Origin of the sequence: Alicyclobacillus herbarius DSM 13609 (assembly GCF_000430585.1) — a bacterium.
Taxonomy (GTDB): domain Bacteria; phylum Bacillota; class Bacilli; order Alicyclobacillales; family Alicyclobacillaceae; genus Alicyclobacillus_G; species Alicyclobacillus_G herbarius.
In genome coordinates this window covers 122,054-139,788 of sequence record NZ_AUMH01000009.1, presented here as the reverse complement: position 1 = coordinate 139,788, position 17,735 = coordinate 122,054, and the positions used below count along the sequence as shown (strand labels likewise).

The following is a 17,735-nucleotide window of genomic DNA, read 5'->3' as shown; positions in this document are numbered from 1 at the left end:
GACCCCTTGAAGAAGACGAGGTAGATCGGTCCGGCGTGGAAGCGTGGTGACACGTGGAGCGGACGGATACGAATCGGTCGAGGGCTTCACCAGGTGGTCGGTGGCAGGAGAGAGGACTTCGCTATGTCGGTGTCAAGGTGAGAAGGTGTCTGGTGACGATGGCGGAGGGGATCCACGCGTACCCATACCGAACACGACCGTTAAGCCCTCCAGCGCCGATGATACTTGGAGCGGGAGCTCCTGGGAAAGTAGGACGTTGCCAGGCGAGGGAAGGACACCGAAAGAAAGCACCCTGAGGTGAGCAGAACTCATCTCGGGGTGCTCTTTTTGTTGGGTTTGTGTGTCTAGCGCATATCCATCCTGTTCGGGTTCGGCATCGTACGCCCCCTGTAAACTGACAATGACGGAGACGCGGAGGAATCGAGCGTATGCTTCAACCATTTTCGCCGCTGATGCCGGACGATGCGCTAGTCATCGATGTTGTGCAGCCAAGGCAGCATTCGGGCCGGCTGTGAAATGTGACGGCGGGCACAAAGTTTGCCGGTAAGCAAAAAAATTTCGCGATATATCAACAAGGCTCCCGAAGATTTGCCACGCACTGGATATGGATGGAAGTTATATGAGAGTATAAAACGCTTACATGCATCTCTCTTATATCTCGTGTCGAGAATGCGAGGATCTTGAATGGAGAAAAAGTGGGGATAGGCGCATAACTATGAGGTCAGATACACAATTGAATCTGTCATAGGAGTGGGTTATGAAGGCAAACAACTGGGATGAGACGATGTGGCTGAAAATTGCAAGACGAATTGAGGCGGGTGAGAAGCAGACTCAGATTGCGCGTGAACTTGGCATCAAGATTAGTGCGTTTCGCTATCGTCTACGCAAGTTTGTGAACGAGAACGTGGATTCAAGAGACGTGGATTCAAGAAAGGAAGCGGTAGCAACCAACTCACTCCTGGATGTCGCGGAGCTACCAACAGAAGGGACTGTACACAACCAGCAAGAGGCACAGCCAGATGAGGTATTGGATTTGAATCTGCGGACGAAGGTCACAGCGGACGTGAAGGACCGGAACTTTTTTGATGAACGATTGTTTGACGACACATGGACACGCCGGTGGTCGGTCAGTCGCTTGGTCCTCCTCGTGAAAGACCCGGCAACGGTCTTTGCCTATTGGGAAGTCGAGGAGTACAAGAGGCAGATGGTGTCTCGCCACTTTCATACGGATTGGACCCGGCTTCCCCTGTATTTGCGGCTTTACGATGTCACAGAAATTGATTTTCAAGGACACAATGCCTCCGATATCCGTTGGATCCCAGTGCACCCAGACGCGGATAACTGGTACGTGCATGGGGTTCGACCAGGTCGTAGTTATCTGATGGATTTAGGCACCATGACGTCGAACGGAAATTTCTTTACCATTCTCCGGTCGAACGTGGTGCAAACCCCTCCGGATCGGTCTTATCGAGGGTGGTATGAATCGGTGTCGTTTGTACCACTTGCGCGGACGAACACGCATGAACGTCAACAGGTCCACATAGAATCGCATGCAAGTGTCGAACAAGACCTCCCGCCTGAAACGGCCAATCGGCCCTATCCCACCGAGTTTGACGGTTACAGTGTTTGCAGAGGGGTGCTGCCGGAATGACGAAAGGGTATCTGGCCATCGCTCTTCATGCTCACCTTCCGTTTGTCCGTCATCCGGAAAGTGAGAAGTATTTGGAGGAGCGATGGCTCTTCGAAGCCATGACTGAAACCTACATCCCTCTGTTGCAGGTGTTCGACGGGCTGATACAGGACGGGGTGGATTTTCGCATTACGATGTCCGTAACACCGACGTTGGCCGCGATGTTGGCGGATGAACTGCTGCAGGAACGATACATCCGACACCTTTCCCAGTTACTTGAATTGGCGGATAAGGAAGTCGAACGCACAGAGGACCTGCCGGACTTCTATCCGCTGGCTTGTGAATACCGCAGACGCCTGAAAAGAATTTGGGCTTATTACCATCAGTATGAGCGGAACCTCCTCACGGCATTTCGCAGAATTCAAGACGCCGGGAAGTTGGAATTGATCACGTGCGCCGCGACGCACGCGTTTTTGCCGCTCGTCCGTACCGAGGAAGCTATCCGGGCTCAACTCACGATCGCCGTGGAGGAACACACACGCTGGTTTGGCAAGCCACCGAGGGGAATTTGGCTTCCGGAATGCGGGTATCACCCGTCAGTGGACGGAATTTTACAGGAACTCGGTCTCCAATTTTTCTTTGTCGATACACATGGGGTACAGACAGCCACCCCAGCGTCGCCCTATGGCGTTTTGTCCCCGGTCGTCACCCCGCGAGGGATTGCCGCGTTTGCGCGCGATGAAGAGTCATCGAAGCAGGTTTGGAGCGCTACAGAGGGCTATCCAGGGGATTATGATTACCGGGAATATTACCGGGACATTGGCTACGACCTGGATTTCGAGCTAATTGGCCCGTACATTCACCCGGATGGAATTCGCGTGAACACGGGTTTCAAATACTACCGAATCACAGGCAAAGGGGACCACAAGGAGCCGTACAACTTTGCCAGGGCACGCGACAAGGCCGCCTTACATGCCGGAAACTTCATGTTCAACCGCGAGAAGCAGGTCGAATATCACGCGATCCGGATGGATCGGATGCCGGTTGTGGTCGCCCCGTACGACGCGGAGCTGTTCGGGCACTGGTGGTTCGAGGGACCCGTATTTCTCGATATGCTTTTTCGCAAAATGTTCTACGACCAAGATACCATCGCTTCTATCACACCGTCTGAATACCTCAGCCTGTACGCGGACTACCCGGTCTGCGAGCTGCCTGTCAGTTCCTGGGGGCGCGGTGGTTACGCCGATGTCTGGTTGCGCGGGGAGAACGATTGGATCTACCCGGCTCTACATACGGCAGAACAACGGATGGTGGAATTGGCCAATAGATATCCAGAGGCCTGTGGCTTGATGCGGCGTGCGCTCAATCAGGCGGCCCGGGAGTTGATGTTGGCCCAGAGCAGCGACTGGGCGTTCATCATGGACAGCAAGACGATGGTCGACTACGCGGTGAAGCGGACCAAATATCACGTCAACCGGTTCTCCCGGTTGTACGACATGATTCGCAGACAGGATGTGGACGAACACTGGCTAGGGCAACTCGAAGGGATGGATAACTGTTTCCCGGGTTTCGACTACCGCGTTTATGCGTCACGCCATCCGGTGATTCGATACGATGAAAGACCGTCTCGGCTGCGGGTGCTGATGCTGTCCTGGGAGTTTCCGCCGTTGACGGTGGGCGGGTTGTCGCGCCACGTGTATGACCTCTCTCGCCATCTGGTGCGGCAAGGCATTGAGGTGCATGTCTTGACCATGCACGTCGACGGCCGGCCAGACACGGAAGTGATGGACGGCGTACACGTTCACCGCGTGTATGTCATGAAGCCAGACGGGGCGGAGTTCATTCATTTCATCTTCCAAATGAACATGATGATGGTGGACGCCTGTCGGATGCTCGTTCAGAGTGGGCTCACGTTTGACCTGGTGCATGCCCACGATTGGTTGGTTGCGGATGCGGCAAGGACCATCAAACACCTGTACGGACTACCCCTCATTACGACGATTCACGCGACGGAACACGGCCGTAATCACGGCCTTCATACCGACCTGCAGCGCGAAATTCATCAGCAGGAATGGGATTTGACCTATGAGGCGTGGCGGGTGATTGTTTGCAGCACCTACATGCGTCACGAGGTGGAGAACGTCTTTCAGCTCCCGGCGGATAAGCTCGATGTGCTCCCCAATGGCATTGATATCAAGGCGATTGCAGAGCCCCGCATGCGTGTTCCCACGGGGAATGGGCGCTCGGGAGACCCAATGGTTCTATTCATTGGACGATTGGTTCGAGAAAAAGGCGTGCATGTTCTACTTGAGGCTGCCCCGATGATTTTGTCGGAGTTTCCGAACTGCCACTTCGTCATTGTTGGGACCGGACCGATGAGAGACGAGCTTCAGCGCTTGGCAATCCAGCTCGGTGTTCACGAACGCGTGCGCTTCACGGGGTTTGTCAGCGACGAAGACCGAAACCAACTGTTGAATCAAGCAGATGTGGCTGTATTTCCAAGTCTGTACGAACCGTTCGGCATTGTCGCTTTGGAAGCCATGGCAGCCGCTATCCCCGTTGTCGTCTCAGACGTAGGGGGACTTACGGACATTGTTCAACACGGTCAAAACGGGTTGACAACTTATGCTGGGGATTCTTCGTCCGTGGCGACGCAAGTCAAGGCCCTGCTGGGAAATCCGGGATGGGCTCGGGAACTGGCAGATTGTGCGATGCGGCAAATCGGCAGATACGATTGGAACCAAATTGCGAGGGATACGATGGCGATTTACCAACGCGTACTCCAAGAGCACAACGCGTTGAATGCGCATGTTCAGACGGCGGCGGGTTCGACTTCCTTGTAGTGGCAGGCCAAAGTCAATGCTTGTGGACACGCATCAATAACCGCGCAGCGATGCGCTTGACCTACCAAGCGGAACAGGAGGACTATCCATGAAAGCTGTGATCTTGGCTGGGGGGAAAGGTACCCGCTTGCGCCCGCTTACCTGGAATCTGCCGAAGCCCATGGTGCCGTTGTTAGACCGTCCGTGTATGGAATATATTCTGGATTTGCTTAAACGTCATGGGATTACGGATATCGCCGTCACGGTACAGTACCTACCGCAAGTGATTAAGAGCCATTTTGGCGACGGTTCGGAGTATGGGGTGCGTCTACACTATTTCGAGGAAGACTCGCCACTTGGTACCGCTGGCAGCGTAAAAAATGCGCAAGCTTTCTTCGATGACACGTTTATCGTCATCTCCGGGGATGCCCTGACCGATTTTCACCTCGGCAAGGTCATCGATTTTCATAAGACGAAACAGGCTGCTGCTACCATCGTCATGACCCGTGTGGAGGTTCCGATTGAGTATGGGGTTGTGATGACGGATGAAGATGGGCGCATCATCCGTTTTCTCGAAAAACCGAGCTGGAGTGAGGTCTTCAGCAATACGGTCAATACAGGCATCTATGTGTTGGAGCCCAAGGTGTTAAACCTCTTTGAAGAAGGGAAGGTATTTGACTTTAGCAAAGACCTATTCCCACTGTTGATGCGTGAGGGTTATCCATTCTACGGGTATGTGGCGGATGGATACTGGTCTGACATCGGCAACCTGGTTCAGTATCGTCAGACTCAGTTTGACATGCTCGATGGTCAGGTCGATGTCCAGATTAAAGGACGCCAAATCCGCAAAGGCGTATGGGTGGCCGAGAACGCCGAGATTCATCCGACAGCCACCATTGTGGGTCCCGCCTTTATCGGCGAGGGAACGGTGGTGGGAGAGCGCGCGGAGTTAGGCGCGTACAGTGTCATCGGCCGTTTCAACCGCATCTATCCGCACGGACAAATGGAACGATCCGTGATTTGGAATCGGACCATGATTGGCCCTTCCGCATCCGTATCCGGATCGACCGTATGTACAGGAGTTAAGATCGGCATCGCGGCTCGGTTGCAAGAGAACGCCGTGATTGGCGAAAACAGCAAAATCGGCGACAAAGCGGACATCCATGCAAACGTCAAGGTATGGCCGAACCGCTATATAGAAGCGGACACTATCCAGCGCTCGTCCCTGATTTGGGGCAAGACGTCGTCGGCTACCTTGTTTGAACAAGGTGGCATCAGCGGCGTCCCGAATCTGGATTTGACCCCAGAGTTTGTTGGCAAGCTGATTTCCGCATACGCGGCCTGTCTGGACAGAGGAGCGGTGGTAACGGTCAGCAGCGACGATGAACCCTACAGTCAGGTGATCAAGTTCTCGGCCATCTCCTCTTTGCTGGCGGCGGGAATTCATGTTCGCAACTTGGGCACGACGCTCTTGCCGTTATCCGGTTATGGCTGTCGGATGTCCCAATCGGATGGCGGCATTCATATTTATGGCGTACGTTTACGTTCGGTAAATCGGGTATGCATTCGACTGTTCGATCGGTTCGGACAGCCGCTTTCGAAAGGTCTCGAACGGAAGATTGAGAACGCGTTTTTTCAGGAAGATTACGCACGCCCGGACATTCACCAATTGGGCTACTTGCAACAGGTGGAATCGACCGCGCGGTCCTATACACGTTCGCTCTTATCTCGCGTGGATAAGGCAACTCTGCGCCAGAGACGACTGAAAGTGGTCTACGGGTGCCATAGCCCCGGTGCGGTTTTGTTGATGAACACCCTGTTGGAACAGATGGGTTGCATCGGCATGATGATGACCGACGGTGAAGCCGCGCTGCCACAGAACGTGGTGGAACTCGGGGCCGACCTGGGAATCTATCTGAAGGATAATGGGGAATCGTATCACATGGTGACGGATAAAGGGCATGTGTTAAACGAACACGAGCTGCAGGTGCTTCGGCAGGCGATTCGCACCCTGGAAGATGCGACAGACACGACGTATCGAACTGGACATCCCGCTCACGCCAATTCCGACGAAAAGCCGGTCTTAAATGTCTCTTTCGTCTCCTTCGGCGATGATGTGACTTTTGTCTCGGACTTCGACGCCTTTTACTCAAGCGTCTTGTTGCTCAATCATCTGGCACGATCCGGACTCCCGATGCACGAATTTGTGGCTCATTCCGTCTCGGTGCCCGAAGACAGTGCGGTGGGCATACCCTAAAACTGGATAAATGCGTGGGGTTTGCGGCTACGCCTAGAACAACCGTGGGGCTGTCCCGAAACCCATCGAAAGATGAGGGAGGGGGATAGCCCCTTACCTGCAGTATAGGTCGTTTAAAATACGGCCGCGGGTGCCATAGTGGATTTCGCAGAGCGTACCTGCAGGGGCCTCGTCTACAATTTGTAGGATGATTTGTCGCGGGTGGTGACCCTTGCGAATGGCGTCCCGCGCGTCGATAGTCCAGAGCGAATCTTCCGCTGTTTGGGCATGCTCAAGACGGTTCTTGAGCACTTATCCGAAGGACATCCCGTGTGGACCGGACTGCTTCCAGAGCCGGTTGCCCCGATTCTCACAGCAGAGGTGGGGTTTTCAACTCATGTTTAGATATCTATTGGCCCCGTAGATGGGATGTGCTAGGATGGTTCCAGCGGCTTTGAAAGCGTTTTTTCCATTAGGGGGGAAGCGATCGCCATGGTTTCGATAGGAAGAGAAGGAGGCATAACCTTGGCTCAGCCGGTTCGAATTGGAATTATTGGTGCGGGAAACATCGGCAAAGTACATATCCGTGAATTTTTGCGTTTGGACAGTGCGGTCGTGCTCGGGGTTACGGATGCGGTGCCGGAACTGGCCAAACGCACGCGGGAAGAGTTTTCGCTACCAAAAGTCTATGAAAATATCGACAATATGCTTCTTGACGACGAGATTGATGCGGTGGTCATCGGAGTTCCCAACCGGTGGCATGCACCGATTGCGATTTCGGCATTGGAAGCGGGCAAACACGTACTTTTGGAGAAGCCTATGGCGATTGATTCCGCTGCGGCGAAGGATATTGTGCGCGCGCAGCAGCGAACGGGCAAAGTCCTGATGATTAGCCACCAGATGCGTTGGCAGTGGAACGCGTTGGCGATTAAAGAGCAGGTCGAGAAAGGGGAACTCGGGCGTATCTACATGGCGAAAACCGGGTGGATGCGGCGCAAGGGCATTCCTGGTTGGGGAACCTGGTTCACCCGCAAGGAGGACGCTGGAGGCGGACCGTTGATTGATATTGGTGTCCACATGCTCGACCTGGCCATGTACTTGATGGGCAACCCCAAGCCCGTGGCGGTGTACGGATCGACCTATGCAGAGTTTGGACCCAGGCGCAGGGGTATCGGGAACTGGGGCACGCCAAACTGGGACGGGCGTTTTGATGTCGAAGACTTGGCCAGCGCCCTGATTAAGATGGAGGATGGAAGCACGTTGACGCTGGACGTCAGTTGGGCGGTGCACGCCGATACGGACAGCCAGCCGTTTGTTCATCTGATGGGCAGCGAAGGCGGGGCTTCGATTGTGGGGCAGCGGGCCAAGTTTCTGACTGAGAAGTTCAATCAGCCGCTGCAGGTTGAATTGACTCCGCCACAGGAGGATGAGGGAGAACGAGCCCGGCTGTCCAGACACTTTGTCGAGTGTGTCCAAACAGGACGGGAGCCCATTTCCTCGGCGGTCACGGGATTGGCGAACAACCTGATTCTCGATGCCATCTATGAATCTTCTCGATCCGGACGCGAAGTATTGCTCGACTGGTCCATCTGATGAGGGTTAATCAGGTTTGAGGGGGGAGTCCATTGCTAAAAGGATTGACCCGTGCGGGACTCGGCAGCGTCGGCTTGCTGGAGGAATTTGTTGAACTCGCTGCGTCGTATGGGTTTGCCGCGGTCGATGCGGGCGGTGAAGAGTTAATTGACCTGGTGGACCGCCGGGGTGCAGACGGAGCAAAATCGTACTTGCAGCAACATGGCGTGGTCATCGGCAGCATGGGCCTGCCGGTGGAATGGCGGCGGACCGAAGAGGAGTTTCGTGCCACCTTCGCGCGCTTGGCGCCGTACGCAAAAGCCGCCAGCCGGTTGGGGTGCACCCGCAGCTGCACGTACATTCTGCCGTCCACCGATGAAAACCCGGCGCATTTCTTAGCTATCGCCACGCGCCGCCTGCGGGCGTGCGCCGAGGTGCTGGAATCGTACGGCATGCGCTTGGGATTGGAGTTTGTCGGGCCCCATCACCTGCGGCAGGCCGGAAAGTATCCGTTCATCTGGGATATGCGCAGTACCCTGGACTGGATTGCGGCCATTGGCAAGTCGAATGTCGGATTGTTGCTGGATTCGTTTCACTGGTATACGACAGGTGCTACCGAAGATGACATCCTTGCCTTGCGCAAGGAGGACATTGTCCACGTGCATATCAATGATGCCAAACCGGTGCCGGTTGAAGAGGTGCGGGATAATGACCGGTTGTACCCAGGTGAGGGGGTCATCGATCTACCCGGGTTTCTGCGCGCGTTGGCAGAAATTCATTACGATGGACCGGTGGCCCAGGAAGTGCTGACTCCGGTTCCGCCCAGCGAAGGTGTCGAAACCCTGGTCGCTCGTTCCAAAGACGCGTTTGAACGTGTCTTTGCGGCCGCCGGTTTGTAGAGGTAGTCCGGAAACAGAACGCCCCGGCGCATTGCTTCGTCAGCGTCCAACATGCTCCGGGGCTATCTCCCGGCCGAAACGGGACAACAGTCCAGGGGTGGTATCGACCAGCCATTTCAGCATCGAGCTGGCCAGGCAGATTGGAACTACGTTTCCAATGATGCCAGAGACCGCTCTTGCCCTCAACCGGCCAGAAACGGTCTTGGCGAGAACCAGGTTTTGTGACTCCGTAAGAGGGGAAATCATACACCGGATTCTCAAAGATCTGGTTGAATTATTCAAAACACTGTCTACAATTGTGGGAAAACCTATCCAGACGTCCTATCGTGCATCCAACCACGCGGAGAGGTCGCGGTCCAAAAGCTCCTGTAAGCGAACGATATCCGGCGCATAGAAGTTGAGCAAGGATTGGCGCGTGGTTGGATTCATGTCCTCGCGGACGAGCAATCGGTTCTTCAACCAGTGGCTTGCACGGCTACAAGGGGGGGTTGGCAAGACTCGTTTTGCCCACTCCTTCACCGGATGGGGACGGCTGAGAAACATGTATAAGGGACGCAGCCGAGGGACACCGGAAGTGTTATGGCGGATCGTCGTATCAATCGGCACCTCCGTGTTCAGCCCCAAGAAACGAAGAACCTCCTGCACCACCTTGTTCGGATTGGCGAAGTCCTCGTACAAGAAGACTTGCATTTGCTCTGGTGGGAATACGCGCTGATAGCGCGCAATGGCATCACTGTACAGACCCAGTTGACGGTACCACCAAAGCGGGCGATAACCAGACCGAATCCGGTCTTCTTCGACCTGGAGAGCCTCTTCAAAGGAGAGCGTTTCCCAGCCGTCACGCACCAGATGCATGTACGCAGAAAAGGCGCGATCGACCGGATGGCGAAGGATGGCAATGACTTTCGCCTTCGGGTTCCAGGCACGGATGCGCTCGGGGGTATCCGGATAGTACAAATAGAACACGGATGCTTCCCCTGCAGCCGACTGCCCTGTGGCAGTCTGAAACAAGGCACGGTAAGCGTCTGGATGCCGAATCGCGGCTCGTGAAAACTCTTCATCTCCAGGGCCAGTAAAGAGAGCAGGGAAATGATGGCTGCAGAAGAAGTGAGGTTCTTTGATGGGGCTCATGTAGACCTGTGGATGCTGCCGCAAGTACTGATACAGTGAACTGGTTCCGGCCTTGGGGGCACCGATGATGAAAAAGTTTGGTACGGAAGCCACGTGTACCCACTTCCTTTTGCTTCCAGTATACCCTCGAGCAGCACATGTGGATACATATTGAACCTACGCCAAAGCGCATGGGCTTATGGAAGTTGAAAGGAAAGTCTATTCCGGCTTTGAGGGGGGACGGTTTGCGACCAGTCAAAACCGCGCGGGTGCAAAGGGGATTGAACCGGGATCTGGGATTTGACGAGCGGGATCGGATAAAGAACGTGCGTCGCATCGCACATGTCGCGAAGATGTTCGTGGAAGCCTACACCTAGGCCAAGATGGGACGGTTATCCGGCATGACGGGGGTTTCTGCACCCTATGAACCGCCTCTCCAGCCGGATTTGCACCTTGATACGGCCACGCAGCCGATAGAAAGGTGTACAGACTGTCTTATCGATGCCGTACATTCGCGACTGGCTGGACGGCCAGACGACACGCGCTAAGCCCACTATATTCTTCGGTGGCGCCGGGCGGTGACCGGCCTGCGGCGTACCTGGTTCTCAGTTGAGGCGGCTGGAGCTTGACTCGTCGAGCCCAAAACGGCGCTGGACAGGCGATGGAGGTATTCCACCTCCGCGCGGATCTCTTCCTCACTGGCACTCAGGACGCGCTGTCGCAAACGCGGGTAGAGTAGATTCACCGCCTGTCGCAACAGACCTCTTTCCATTCCATTGATATGGTCAAGTGTACGGGTCAACAGCTGGTCAATCGCCTGCAAGGTTCGTTCTTGCACCGACTTCCCAGGCAGTTCATCGTTCATTGCGGGGTCATTCCTCCTTGTCTCGCAAGCCTTCCGGTTCTGATGACCTAGACTATGTCCAATCCGGTCTCCGGGTCAGGGCGTTTGACGTTGATTCGGGCACCAGATAGGAGGGGGACATCGCGCGGACGATTTTTTCTGACGTGGAGCCGGATGGAAGAACATGCTACAATCATCGCATGACGTAGTCTACGACGCCTGCCGTTGGACAAGCGTATCGGCACTCGTAATTGACAATCTGGAGCCTGGGGGGACGTTCATGGGATTTGTGGCGTTCGGCGCCATCTTCGCATTCTTATCTGTAGCTTTCGGAGCGTTTGCAACCCATGTGCTGCAGGGGCATCTATCCGCAGATCTGGTGAATGTGTTTCGTACCGGGGCGGAATATCAGATGTATCACGCCTTGGCGCTCATCCTCGTCGGGATCTTGGTGCACCTGGACATTGGGGGCCGGTTCATGCGCGCCGCAGGTTGGCTGTTCGGTATCGGGATTGTGCTGTTTTCTGGAAGCTTATACCTACTGTCCACGACGGGAGTCCCCCGCATTGGCGTGATCACTCCGTTCGGGGGTATCTGCTTTTTGGTGGGCTGGCTGCTAGTCGTATTCGGCGCGGTCAAAGCCGTTCGACGGTGAGCGGCCATTAAGTACGTGTTCAGAAAACCTCATTAAACATCAAGCAGGTGTATCGGATTCAGGTACGCCTCTTTTTCGTGGCGATAAAACATTGTATTTACCTCGGAATGGTCGTATAATGCACTGTGCATCCTTCAAACATCTGACCAAGTGAAAGGAGTGGAGTATGTGGCCACGATAGAAAGACACATCTTAAACCTGGACAGCCGTGGCACATTGCCTGGTGATACACGCCCGTCGATGCAACGCTCGCTGGTCCTCATTTCGATTGCATTCTTCATCGTCGGTGCAGTATTTTTGGCAATGTACGATTCCTATGTGCACGCGGTGCTGTTCCTGGTTGCAGGTGTCCTGGGAATCGCGCTTTATCACGCGCATTTCGGGTTCACCAGTTCCTTCCGTCACCTCATTGTGTCGGGGCGCGGGATAGGCATCCGGGCACAAATGGTGATGTTCGCCATCGCGAACCTGATATGCTTGCCAGTGCTCCTACAGCCGACATTGTTTGGACACCCTGTGCAGGCCAGCGTACATCCAGTCGGGGTGTCCGTTCTGGTGGGATCCATCTTATTTGGCATCGGAATGCAGCTCGGCGACGGCTGTGCTTCTGGGACCTTGTATCATATCGGCGGCGGGGACGCGCGCGGTCTTTTGACCCTGCTTGGGTTTGTCGCCGGATCTCTTCTGGGAACGATTAACTTTACCTGGTGGCAGTCCACCCCGCAACTGGGAAATGTCTATCTGCTAAAGTCGTTTGGCCCGGTTGGCGGTCTCGTCGTCAATCTGTTGATGATGGCCGTCGTGTTCGTTCTCGTTTCTCTGCTCGAGAAACGGCGGAACGGGTCGGTCGAGCCACTATTTGTTCGCGGTCGGGTGACCTGGCAGTCGTTGGTCCGCGGGCCATGGTCGTGGCTAGCGGGCGCGCTGGTGTTGGCTTTGGGGAACTTCGTCATCTTGTTGCTCTCGGGCAAGGCTTGGGGGGTAACCTCCGCATTCGCCTTGTGGGGAGCTAAGGTGGCCATGTGGTTCGGTGTGCCGGTGCAAACTTGGGGTTATTGGCAAAACCCGGATAACCTGCACGCTTTGAACACGGGTGTTCTGCATCACCTGGAGACGACCGACGACATCGCGATTATGGCGGGTGCGCTGTTGGCCGCGGCGCTCGGAGGACTGCTCCCTAAACTCCGTTTTAACACCCTGCCATGGCGCATGGTGGTCGGTTTGCTGTTCGGCGGCATCCTGATGGGTTACGGCGCGCGTATCGCGTTTGGCTGCAACATCGGTGCCTATTTCTCAGGGATTGCGACATTCAGTCTGCACGGTTGGGAATGGTTCTTAGGCGCCCTCATCGGCAGCGGTATTGGGGTTGCGCTGCGCCCGGTGTGCCGGTTGGCCAATCGGTAAGCAACCTCGAGCAGTCGCCTTGCGTAAAGCCGGATGAAGAAAGTCGCATGGAATATAATTCCATAGCATGGTTTCGTACAAGAGGTCGGGTGTTTCAGCCCGACCTTTCCGCACAGAAGGGGATCTTTTATGGCAGTACAGGTACAAGAGCCAGCGCAGACCCGCATCAATCCATGGATGGTTTTATCGGTCACAAGTCTCGGCGTGATTTTGGTGATGTTAAATCTCGGCGCTCTGAACGCGGCGCTTCCCATTGTTGTCGCGCATTTTCAGGCCGGGGCGGTTGCAGCCAACTGGATTTTATTATCTTACATGCTGTTTAACACGGTCCTCATCCTCGTCTTTGGCCAAATTTCCGATATCCTGGGCCGTAGTCGGCTCTATTTGCTGGGCATGGCGATATTCACGGCGGTCAGCTTTCTTTTAGGGTTGTCACCGAACGTTTGGGTGCTCATTGCCCTACGGTGTCTGCAAGCCGCAGGAGGGGCGTTAATCATTGCGAACAACACCCCGTTGATTACAGACGCGTTTCCTCGTAACAAACTGGGGACGGGGCTGGCTGCGAATGTTTTGGTCAGTGCGGCGGCGCAGCTCTTGGGTCCCGTACTGGGAGGGTGGATTGGCGAGGCGTGGGGATGGCAATGGATGTTCTGGTTCAATGTTCCGGTCGGATTCTTGGGCTTGATTTGGGGTGCGGTGGTGCTCCGCCAGGCCCCTCGGCGCGTATCGGGAGAGCAGATTGATGTCGCTGGAATTGTCCTGTCCTTCTTTAGCTTGACGGGACTCACGCTGGCCCTATCGGAAGGAAGCGTACTTGGCTGGGTCCATCTCAGTGTACTCCTTGGGTTCGCTTTATTTGTGGTACTGACACCCTGGTTTCTGTGGCACGAGCGTCACACCCGGTTTCCGATGATTGACCTCTCCCTGTTTCGAACCACCAGCTACACGATGGCCAATGTCTCGACGTTCCTCAATGCGTTCGCGCGCGTTTCAGTCGTACTCCTGTTGGCGCTGTATTTCCAGTCGGCGTTTGGCATGGATGCCGGAACGGCGGGGCTTGCTGTGCTGCCGGTTACGGTGGGGGTGCTGTTATCCTCGCCGATTGCTGGCGCCCTGACGAACCGTTACAGCGCCCGCGTTTTGTCGACTTTGGGTTTGGCGCTCAGCGCACTAGGCTTGGCGCTTTTGGCCGGGTTGCTGCATCCGCACGGCGCTTATTGGCCCCTCGGTGGAGCGATGTTCCTGGTGGGGTTCGGATCGGGCCTGTTCCTGACACCCAATACCAAATCCATCATGATGAGCGTGCCGGATATCCACCGCGGCATGGCCAATGCCTTGCGGTCCATGCTGCAGAACATGGGCCAGGTCTTGAGCACAGCGATTACCCTCATGTTGGTCACCGCGGCACTGCCGTCTCGGCTTCAGAATGCCGTGTACGCGGGGCAAGGGGCACGTTTAAGCATGGGCGATCTCGTCCAGATCACGAGTGGCTACCGTTTGGCTCTCTGCGCGCTATTCCTCGTAACGCTTGTGGGCATCTTTTGTTCCTATCTCCGCGGTTCTTCTCCGAAGGGGTAACCCTCGTTTACCCCCTGACAGCTGCGCCGTCTCTGCATGAAACGAAGAAGCTCGCAAATAATGGGGGTGACGACGCCTGACGCGAAGGGCATGCGGTTCGCCGTAGGCCTGTGTAAACCCGAGGAGGAATGCAGGAGATGGTGACGAAGACCGCTCCCGAAAAGAGAACCCCAGAACGAGCGGATCCGGCTCGCCGGCGGGAGTTTGAGCGCGGATTTACGTCCTTGAGTCCGTTTGAACTGAAGAATGAACTGATTCGCTTGGCCAAAGACCACCAAAAGAAAAGCACTCGGGTTTTGCTTGACGCAGGACGGGGAAATCCAAACTGGATTCACGCCGGGGCACGCGACGCGTTCTTTTTGCTCGGCCAGTTTGCGGTTGCGGAATGCCGCCGTGTGTGGAACGACGGTCAGTTAGCCGGAAAACCGCGCAGGGATGGTATAGGTCAGCGCATGCAGGAATTCCTCCAGGTGCATCGTGGTGTACCCGGCGCCAGTTTGCTGCGGGAGATTATCCGTTATGGCTGCGACAAACTGGGGGGTGATGCGGACGGGTATGTATACGAATTGGTCGACGGCATCATCGGAGACAACTACCCGACGCCAGACCGCATGCTGATGTATACGGAACGGTTGGTTCGCGCCTACCTCGTGCAGGAGCTTTGCGGTGGAAACTCCATAGGGAACCTTCACCTGTTTGCGGTTGAGGGTGCCACGGCGGCGATGTGTTACATATTCGAGTCCCTGGTCGCCAATCACCTGCTTGAGCCGGGGGCGCGGATTGCGGTCATGGTGCCGATTTTTCCGCCGTATATCGAAATTCCCAGTCTGCCCAATTACCATTTCGATGTGGTCGAGATTGAAGCCAACGGTCGGGCTGTGGACGGCAGTCATACCTGGCAGTATCCGGAGCGAGAACTGGACAAGCTGCGCGATCCGTCCATTCAAGCTTTGTTTGTGGTCAATCCCAGTAATCCCCCGTCTGTGGCGATGGATGCAAAGTCCATGCAGTACTTGGTCGAGACCGTGCGTCGATTCAATCCGCAGTTGATGATCATTTCGGATGATGTGTACAGCACGTTTGTCGACGGATTTCGGTCACTCGTGGCGGAGCTGCCGCGGAACACGCTTTGCGTGTATTCGTTTTCCAAATACTTTGGCTGTACCGGTTGGCGCTTAGGCGTGATTGTACTACATGAAGACAACGTGTTTGACGAGCGGATTGCCCAGCTGCCGGAAGCGAAACAGAAGGACCTGGAGCAGCGGTATCAATCCTTGACCAAAGACACGGCGCACCTGCGTTTTATCGATCGGCTGGTGGCCGACAGCCGTCAGGTGGCCCTCAACCATACCGCAGGTCTGTCTACGCCGCAGCAGGTTCAGATGGCCTTGTTTGCTGCGGCTGCCTTGGTCGATGCGGGCAATACCTATAAAGAGCAGACCAAATCGATTTGCCGTCGGCGTCTACACTTGCTCTACGAAGGACTCGAACTGCCCGCGCCCAATGTTCCATGGATGGCGGACTATTATACGGAGTTCGACCTGGGAGAATGGGCAGCTCAGCATTACGGAGAGGCATTCGCACAATACCTCAAAGACCACTATGAACCGATTGATGTCTTATTCCGGTTGGCGGAGCAGTCGTCGGTCGTATTGCTGGGCGGCGGCGGATTCCACGGACCTACGTGGTCGGTGCGAGTTTCGTTGGCGAACCTAGACGATCAAGATTACGCGCAAATTGGCCGCTACTTGCACAGAGCTCTGGAGGAGTATGTGCACGAGTGGCGAATGGATGTATCCCGGGATGACGCGAACGCCCAATCGGAACAAACATGGTGAGCGAGCGGCCGCGTGTGTCAGCACCCGGCCGCTTGGCTTCTATATTGTCCGGAAAGGGGGGTTCGGTCCCTTTCCGGACAACCTCAATAAAGGAGAGAACAGCTAATGACAATTACCCATGCTACCTATGTTGGAGAACCAGCCTTCACGGTGGAAAATGAAGTTCTGCAAATCACGGTTACCCCCAATCTCGGCGGGAAACTGGTATCCATCATACATCGACCTTCGGGTATCGAACTTCTGCGGCAGCCGGACAGTCGCGCTGCATACGATGCACGGCCCATCTTATTCGGCGCGCCGATTTTATTTCCGCCCAACCGAATCGCTGATGGCCGGTTTCAGTACGAGGGCCAATCGTATCAATTCGACATCAATGAACCTGCGAAACACAATCACATTCATGGCTTTGTGGCTCATAAACCGTGGCAGGCCGAGACAGTCGAAGGCGGCCGCCGTTCTGGGGTTATCGTGAGGTTCGACTCTGCAGCGCACCCGGATGTGCTACGCCAGCTGCCGCAGCGGTTTACCATTATGGTGGAGTACGTCTTGGACGGACAACAGGTCATCAAGCGTGCGACGATTGAGAACCAGGGTTCCGAACCGTTGCCATTCGGCTTTGGGTACCATACCACCTTCCGTTTCCCATTTGCTGCGGATGGTCGCCTAGAAGACTGCCGGTTCAGTCTGCCGGTTGACAAACAGTGGCAGCTCGATGAACGGAACCTACCCACCGGTCGACGTGAGGACGTTCCGCCTGCGGTTGCGGACAATCTGCCATTGGCCGGGATTGCTCGCGACGACGTGTTTTCCGTCGCCCTAGGACAACCCAACCAAGCTGTGCTCCGAGATGAGGCGGCGCGGTTGGAGGTCCGTTATGTCTGCGAGGACGGGTTTCGCTTTTGGGTGGTCTATAACGGGAACGGACACCAAGGGTTCCTCTGCCCCGAACCTTATACCTGGGTGACCAACGCTCCGAATCTGAATTTACCAGCATCCGACACCGGCCTGGACGCCTTAGCGCCAGGAGAACGGCGCGTGCTGACGACGCGCATTGAGGTCTGTTCTCTGTAGCAAGGAAAGTATGTGCCTTTGTATGGCACACCTATGCGTACGGTTACCTCGACGTGACAGATTATGTAATGTATTG

Annotated in this window: 13 protein-coding genes and 2 rRNA genes; 13 read left to right on the top strand and 2 right to left on the bottom strand. The window is 55.5% G+C overall.

Annotated features, from left to right (window positions below):
- The 7 genes from H522_RS0107915 to H522_RS0107885 form a co-directional block, all read left to right on the top strand.
- Positions 1-93: ribosomal RNA gene (locus H522_RS0107915) — 23S ribosomal RNA — on the top strand; the annotation flags it as partial.
- 55 nt (positions 94-148) lie between these two features.
- A 5S ribosomal RNA gene (rrf, locus tag H522_RS0107910) occupies positions 149-265 on the top strand.
- A gap of 492 nt (positions 266-757) precedes the next feature.
- The gene (locus tag H522_RS20465) at positions 758-1,651 is read left to right on the top strand and encodes a DUF4912 domain-containing protein (protein WP_051344046.1); all 894 of its coding nucleotides are present in this window, start codon (positions 758-760) and stop codon (positions 1,649-1,651) included.
- Positions 1,648-4,473 (top strand): 1,4-alpha-glucan branching protein domain-containing protein, encoded by a 2,826-nt coding sequence (locus H522_RS0107900; protein WP_026961911.1) that lies wholly within the window; start codon positions 1,648-1,650, stop codon positions 4,471-4,473. The genes H522_RS20465 and H522_RS0107900 overlap by 4 nt, the downstream gene beginning before the upstream one ends.
- Before the next feature lie 88 nt (positions 4,474-4,561).
- Positions 4,562-6,709 carry a sugar phosphate nucleotidyltransferase gene (locus tag H522_RS18285; RefSeq protein ID WP_051344045.1) on the top strand — a complete coding sequence of 716 codons (2,148 nt, stop codon included), beginning with the start codon at positions 4,562-4,564 and terminating at the stop codon, positions 6,707-6,709.
- 498 nt (positions 6,710-7,207) lie between these two features.
- Positions 7,208-8,281 (top strand): Gfo/Idh/MocA family protein, encoded by a 1,074-nt coding sequence (locus H522_RS0107890; protein WP_035453116.1) that lies wholly within the window; start codon positions 7,208-7,210, stop codon positions 8,279-8,281.
- A gap of 32 nt (positions 8,282-8,313) precedes the next feature.
- The gene (locus tag H522_RS0107885; protein WP_026961909.1) at positions 8,314-9,159 is read left to right on the top strand and encodes a sugar phosphate isomerase/epimerase family protein; all 846 of its coding nucleotides are present in this window, start codon (positions 8,314-8,316) and stop codon (positions 9,157-9,159) included.
- Positions 9,160-9,480: 321 nt separating this feature from the next.
- Here the strand turns inward: H522_RS0107885 and H522_RS0107880 are convergent, their stop codons facing one another.
- On the bottom strand, positions 9,481-10,383 hold the full coding sequence (locus tag H522_RS0107880; RefSeq protein WP_026961908.1) for a sulfotransferase family protein: 903 nt from the start codon (positions 10,381-10,383) through the stop codon (positions 9,481-9,483).
- A gap of 131 nt (positions 10,384-10,514) precedes the next feature.
- On the opposite strand from H522_RS0107880, the gene H522_RS21925 reads away from it, so the two are divergent.
- Entirely contained in the window at positions 10,515-10,646 is a 132-nt protein-coding gene (locus H522_RS21925) for an adenylyl-sulfate kinase (RefSeq protein ID WP_211230659.1), read from the top strand.
- Positions 10,647-10,822: 176 nt separating this feature from the next.
- Here H522_RS21925 and H522_RS0107870 read toward each other — a convergent pair whose 3' ends face one another.
- Positions 10,823-11,134, bottom strand: coding sequence for a hypothetical protein (locus tag H522_RS0107870; RefSeq protein ID WP_026961907.1), 312 nt, complete (start codon positions 11,132-11,134; stop codon positions 10,823-10,825).
- 163 nt (positions 11,135-11,297) lie between these two features.
- On the opposite strand from H522_RS0107870, the gene H522_RS0107865 reads away from it, so the two are divergent.
- The 5 genes from H522_RS0107865 (at position 11,298) to H522_RS0107845 (ending at position 17,659) form a co-directional block, all read left to right on the top strand.
- Positions 11,298-11,768, top strand: coding sequence for a DUF423 domain-containing protein (locus tag H522_RS0107865; RefSeq protein ID WP_337956086.1), 471 nt, complete (start codon positions 11,298-11,300; stop codon positions 11,766-11,768).
- A 168-nt stretch (positions 11,769-11,936) separates the two neighbouring features.
- On the top strand, positions 11,937-13,172 hold the full coding sequence (locus tag H522_RS0107860) for a YeeE/YedE family protein (protein ID WP_026961905.1): 1,236 nt from the start codon (positions 11,937-11,939) through the stop codon (positions 13,170-13,172).
- A gap of 129 nt (positions 13,173-13,301) precedes the next feature.
- Complete coding sequence (locus H522_RS0107855) at positions 13,302-14,750, top strand: MFS transporter (RefSeq protein ID WP_026961904.1); 1,449 nt, start codon at positions 13,302-13,304, stop codon at positions 14,748-14,750.
- A 137-nt stretch (positions 14,751-14,887) separates the two neighbouring features.
- Entirely contained in the window at positions 14,888-16,588 is a 1,701-nt protein-coding gene (gene aspD, locus H522_RS0107850) for an aspartate 4-decarboxylase (RefSeq protein WP_051344042.1), read from the top strand.
- A 105-nt stretch (positions 16,589-16,693) separates the two neighbouring features.
- Positions 16,694-17,659: an aldose 1-epimerase gene (locus H522_RS0107845; protein WP_026961902.1), complete on the top strand. Its 966-nt coding sequence runs from the start codon at positions 16,694-16,696 to the stop codon at positions 17,657-17,659.
- Positions 17,660-17,735 lie beyond the last annotated feature (76 nt).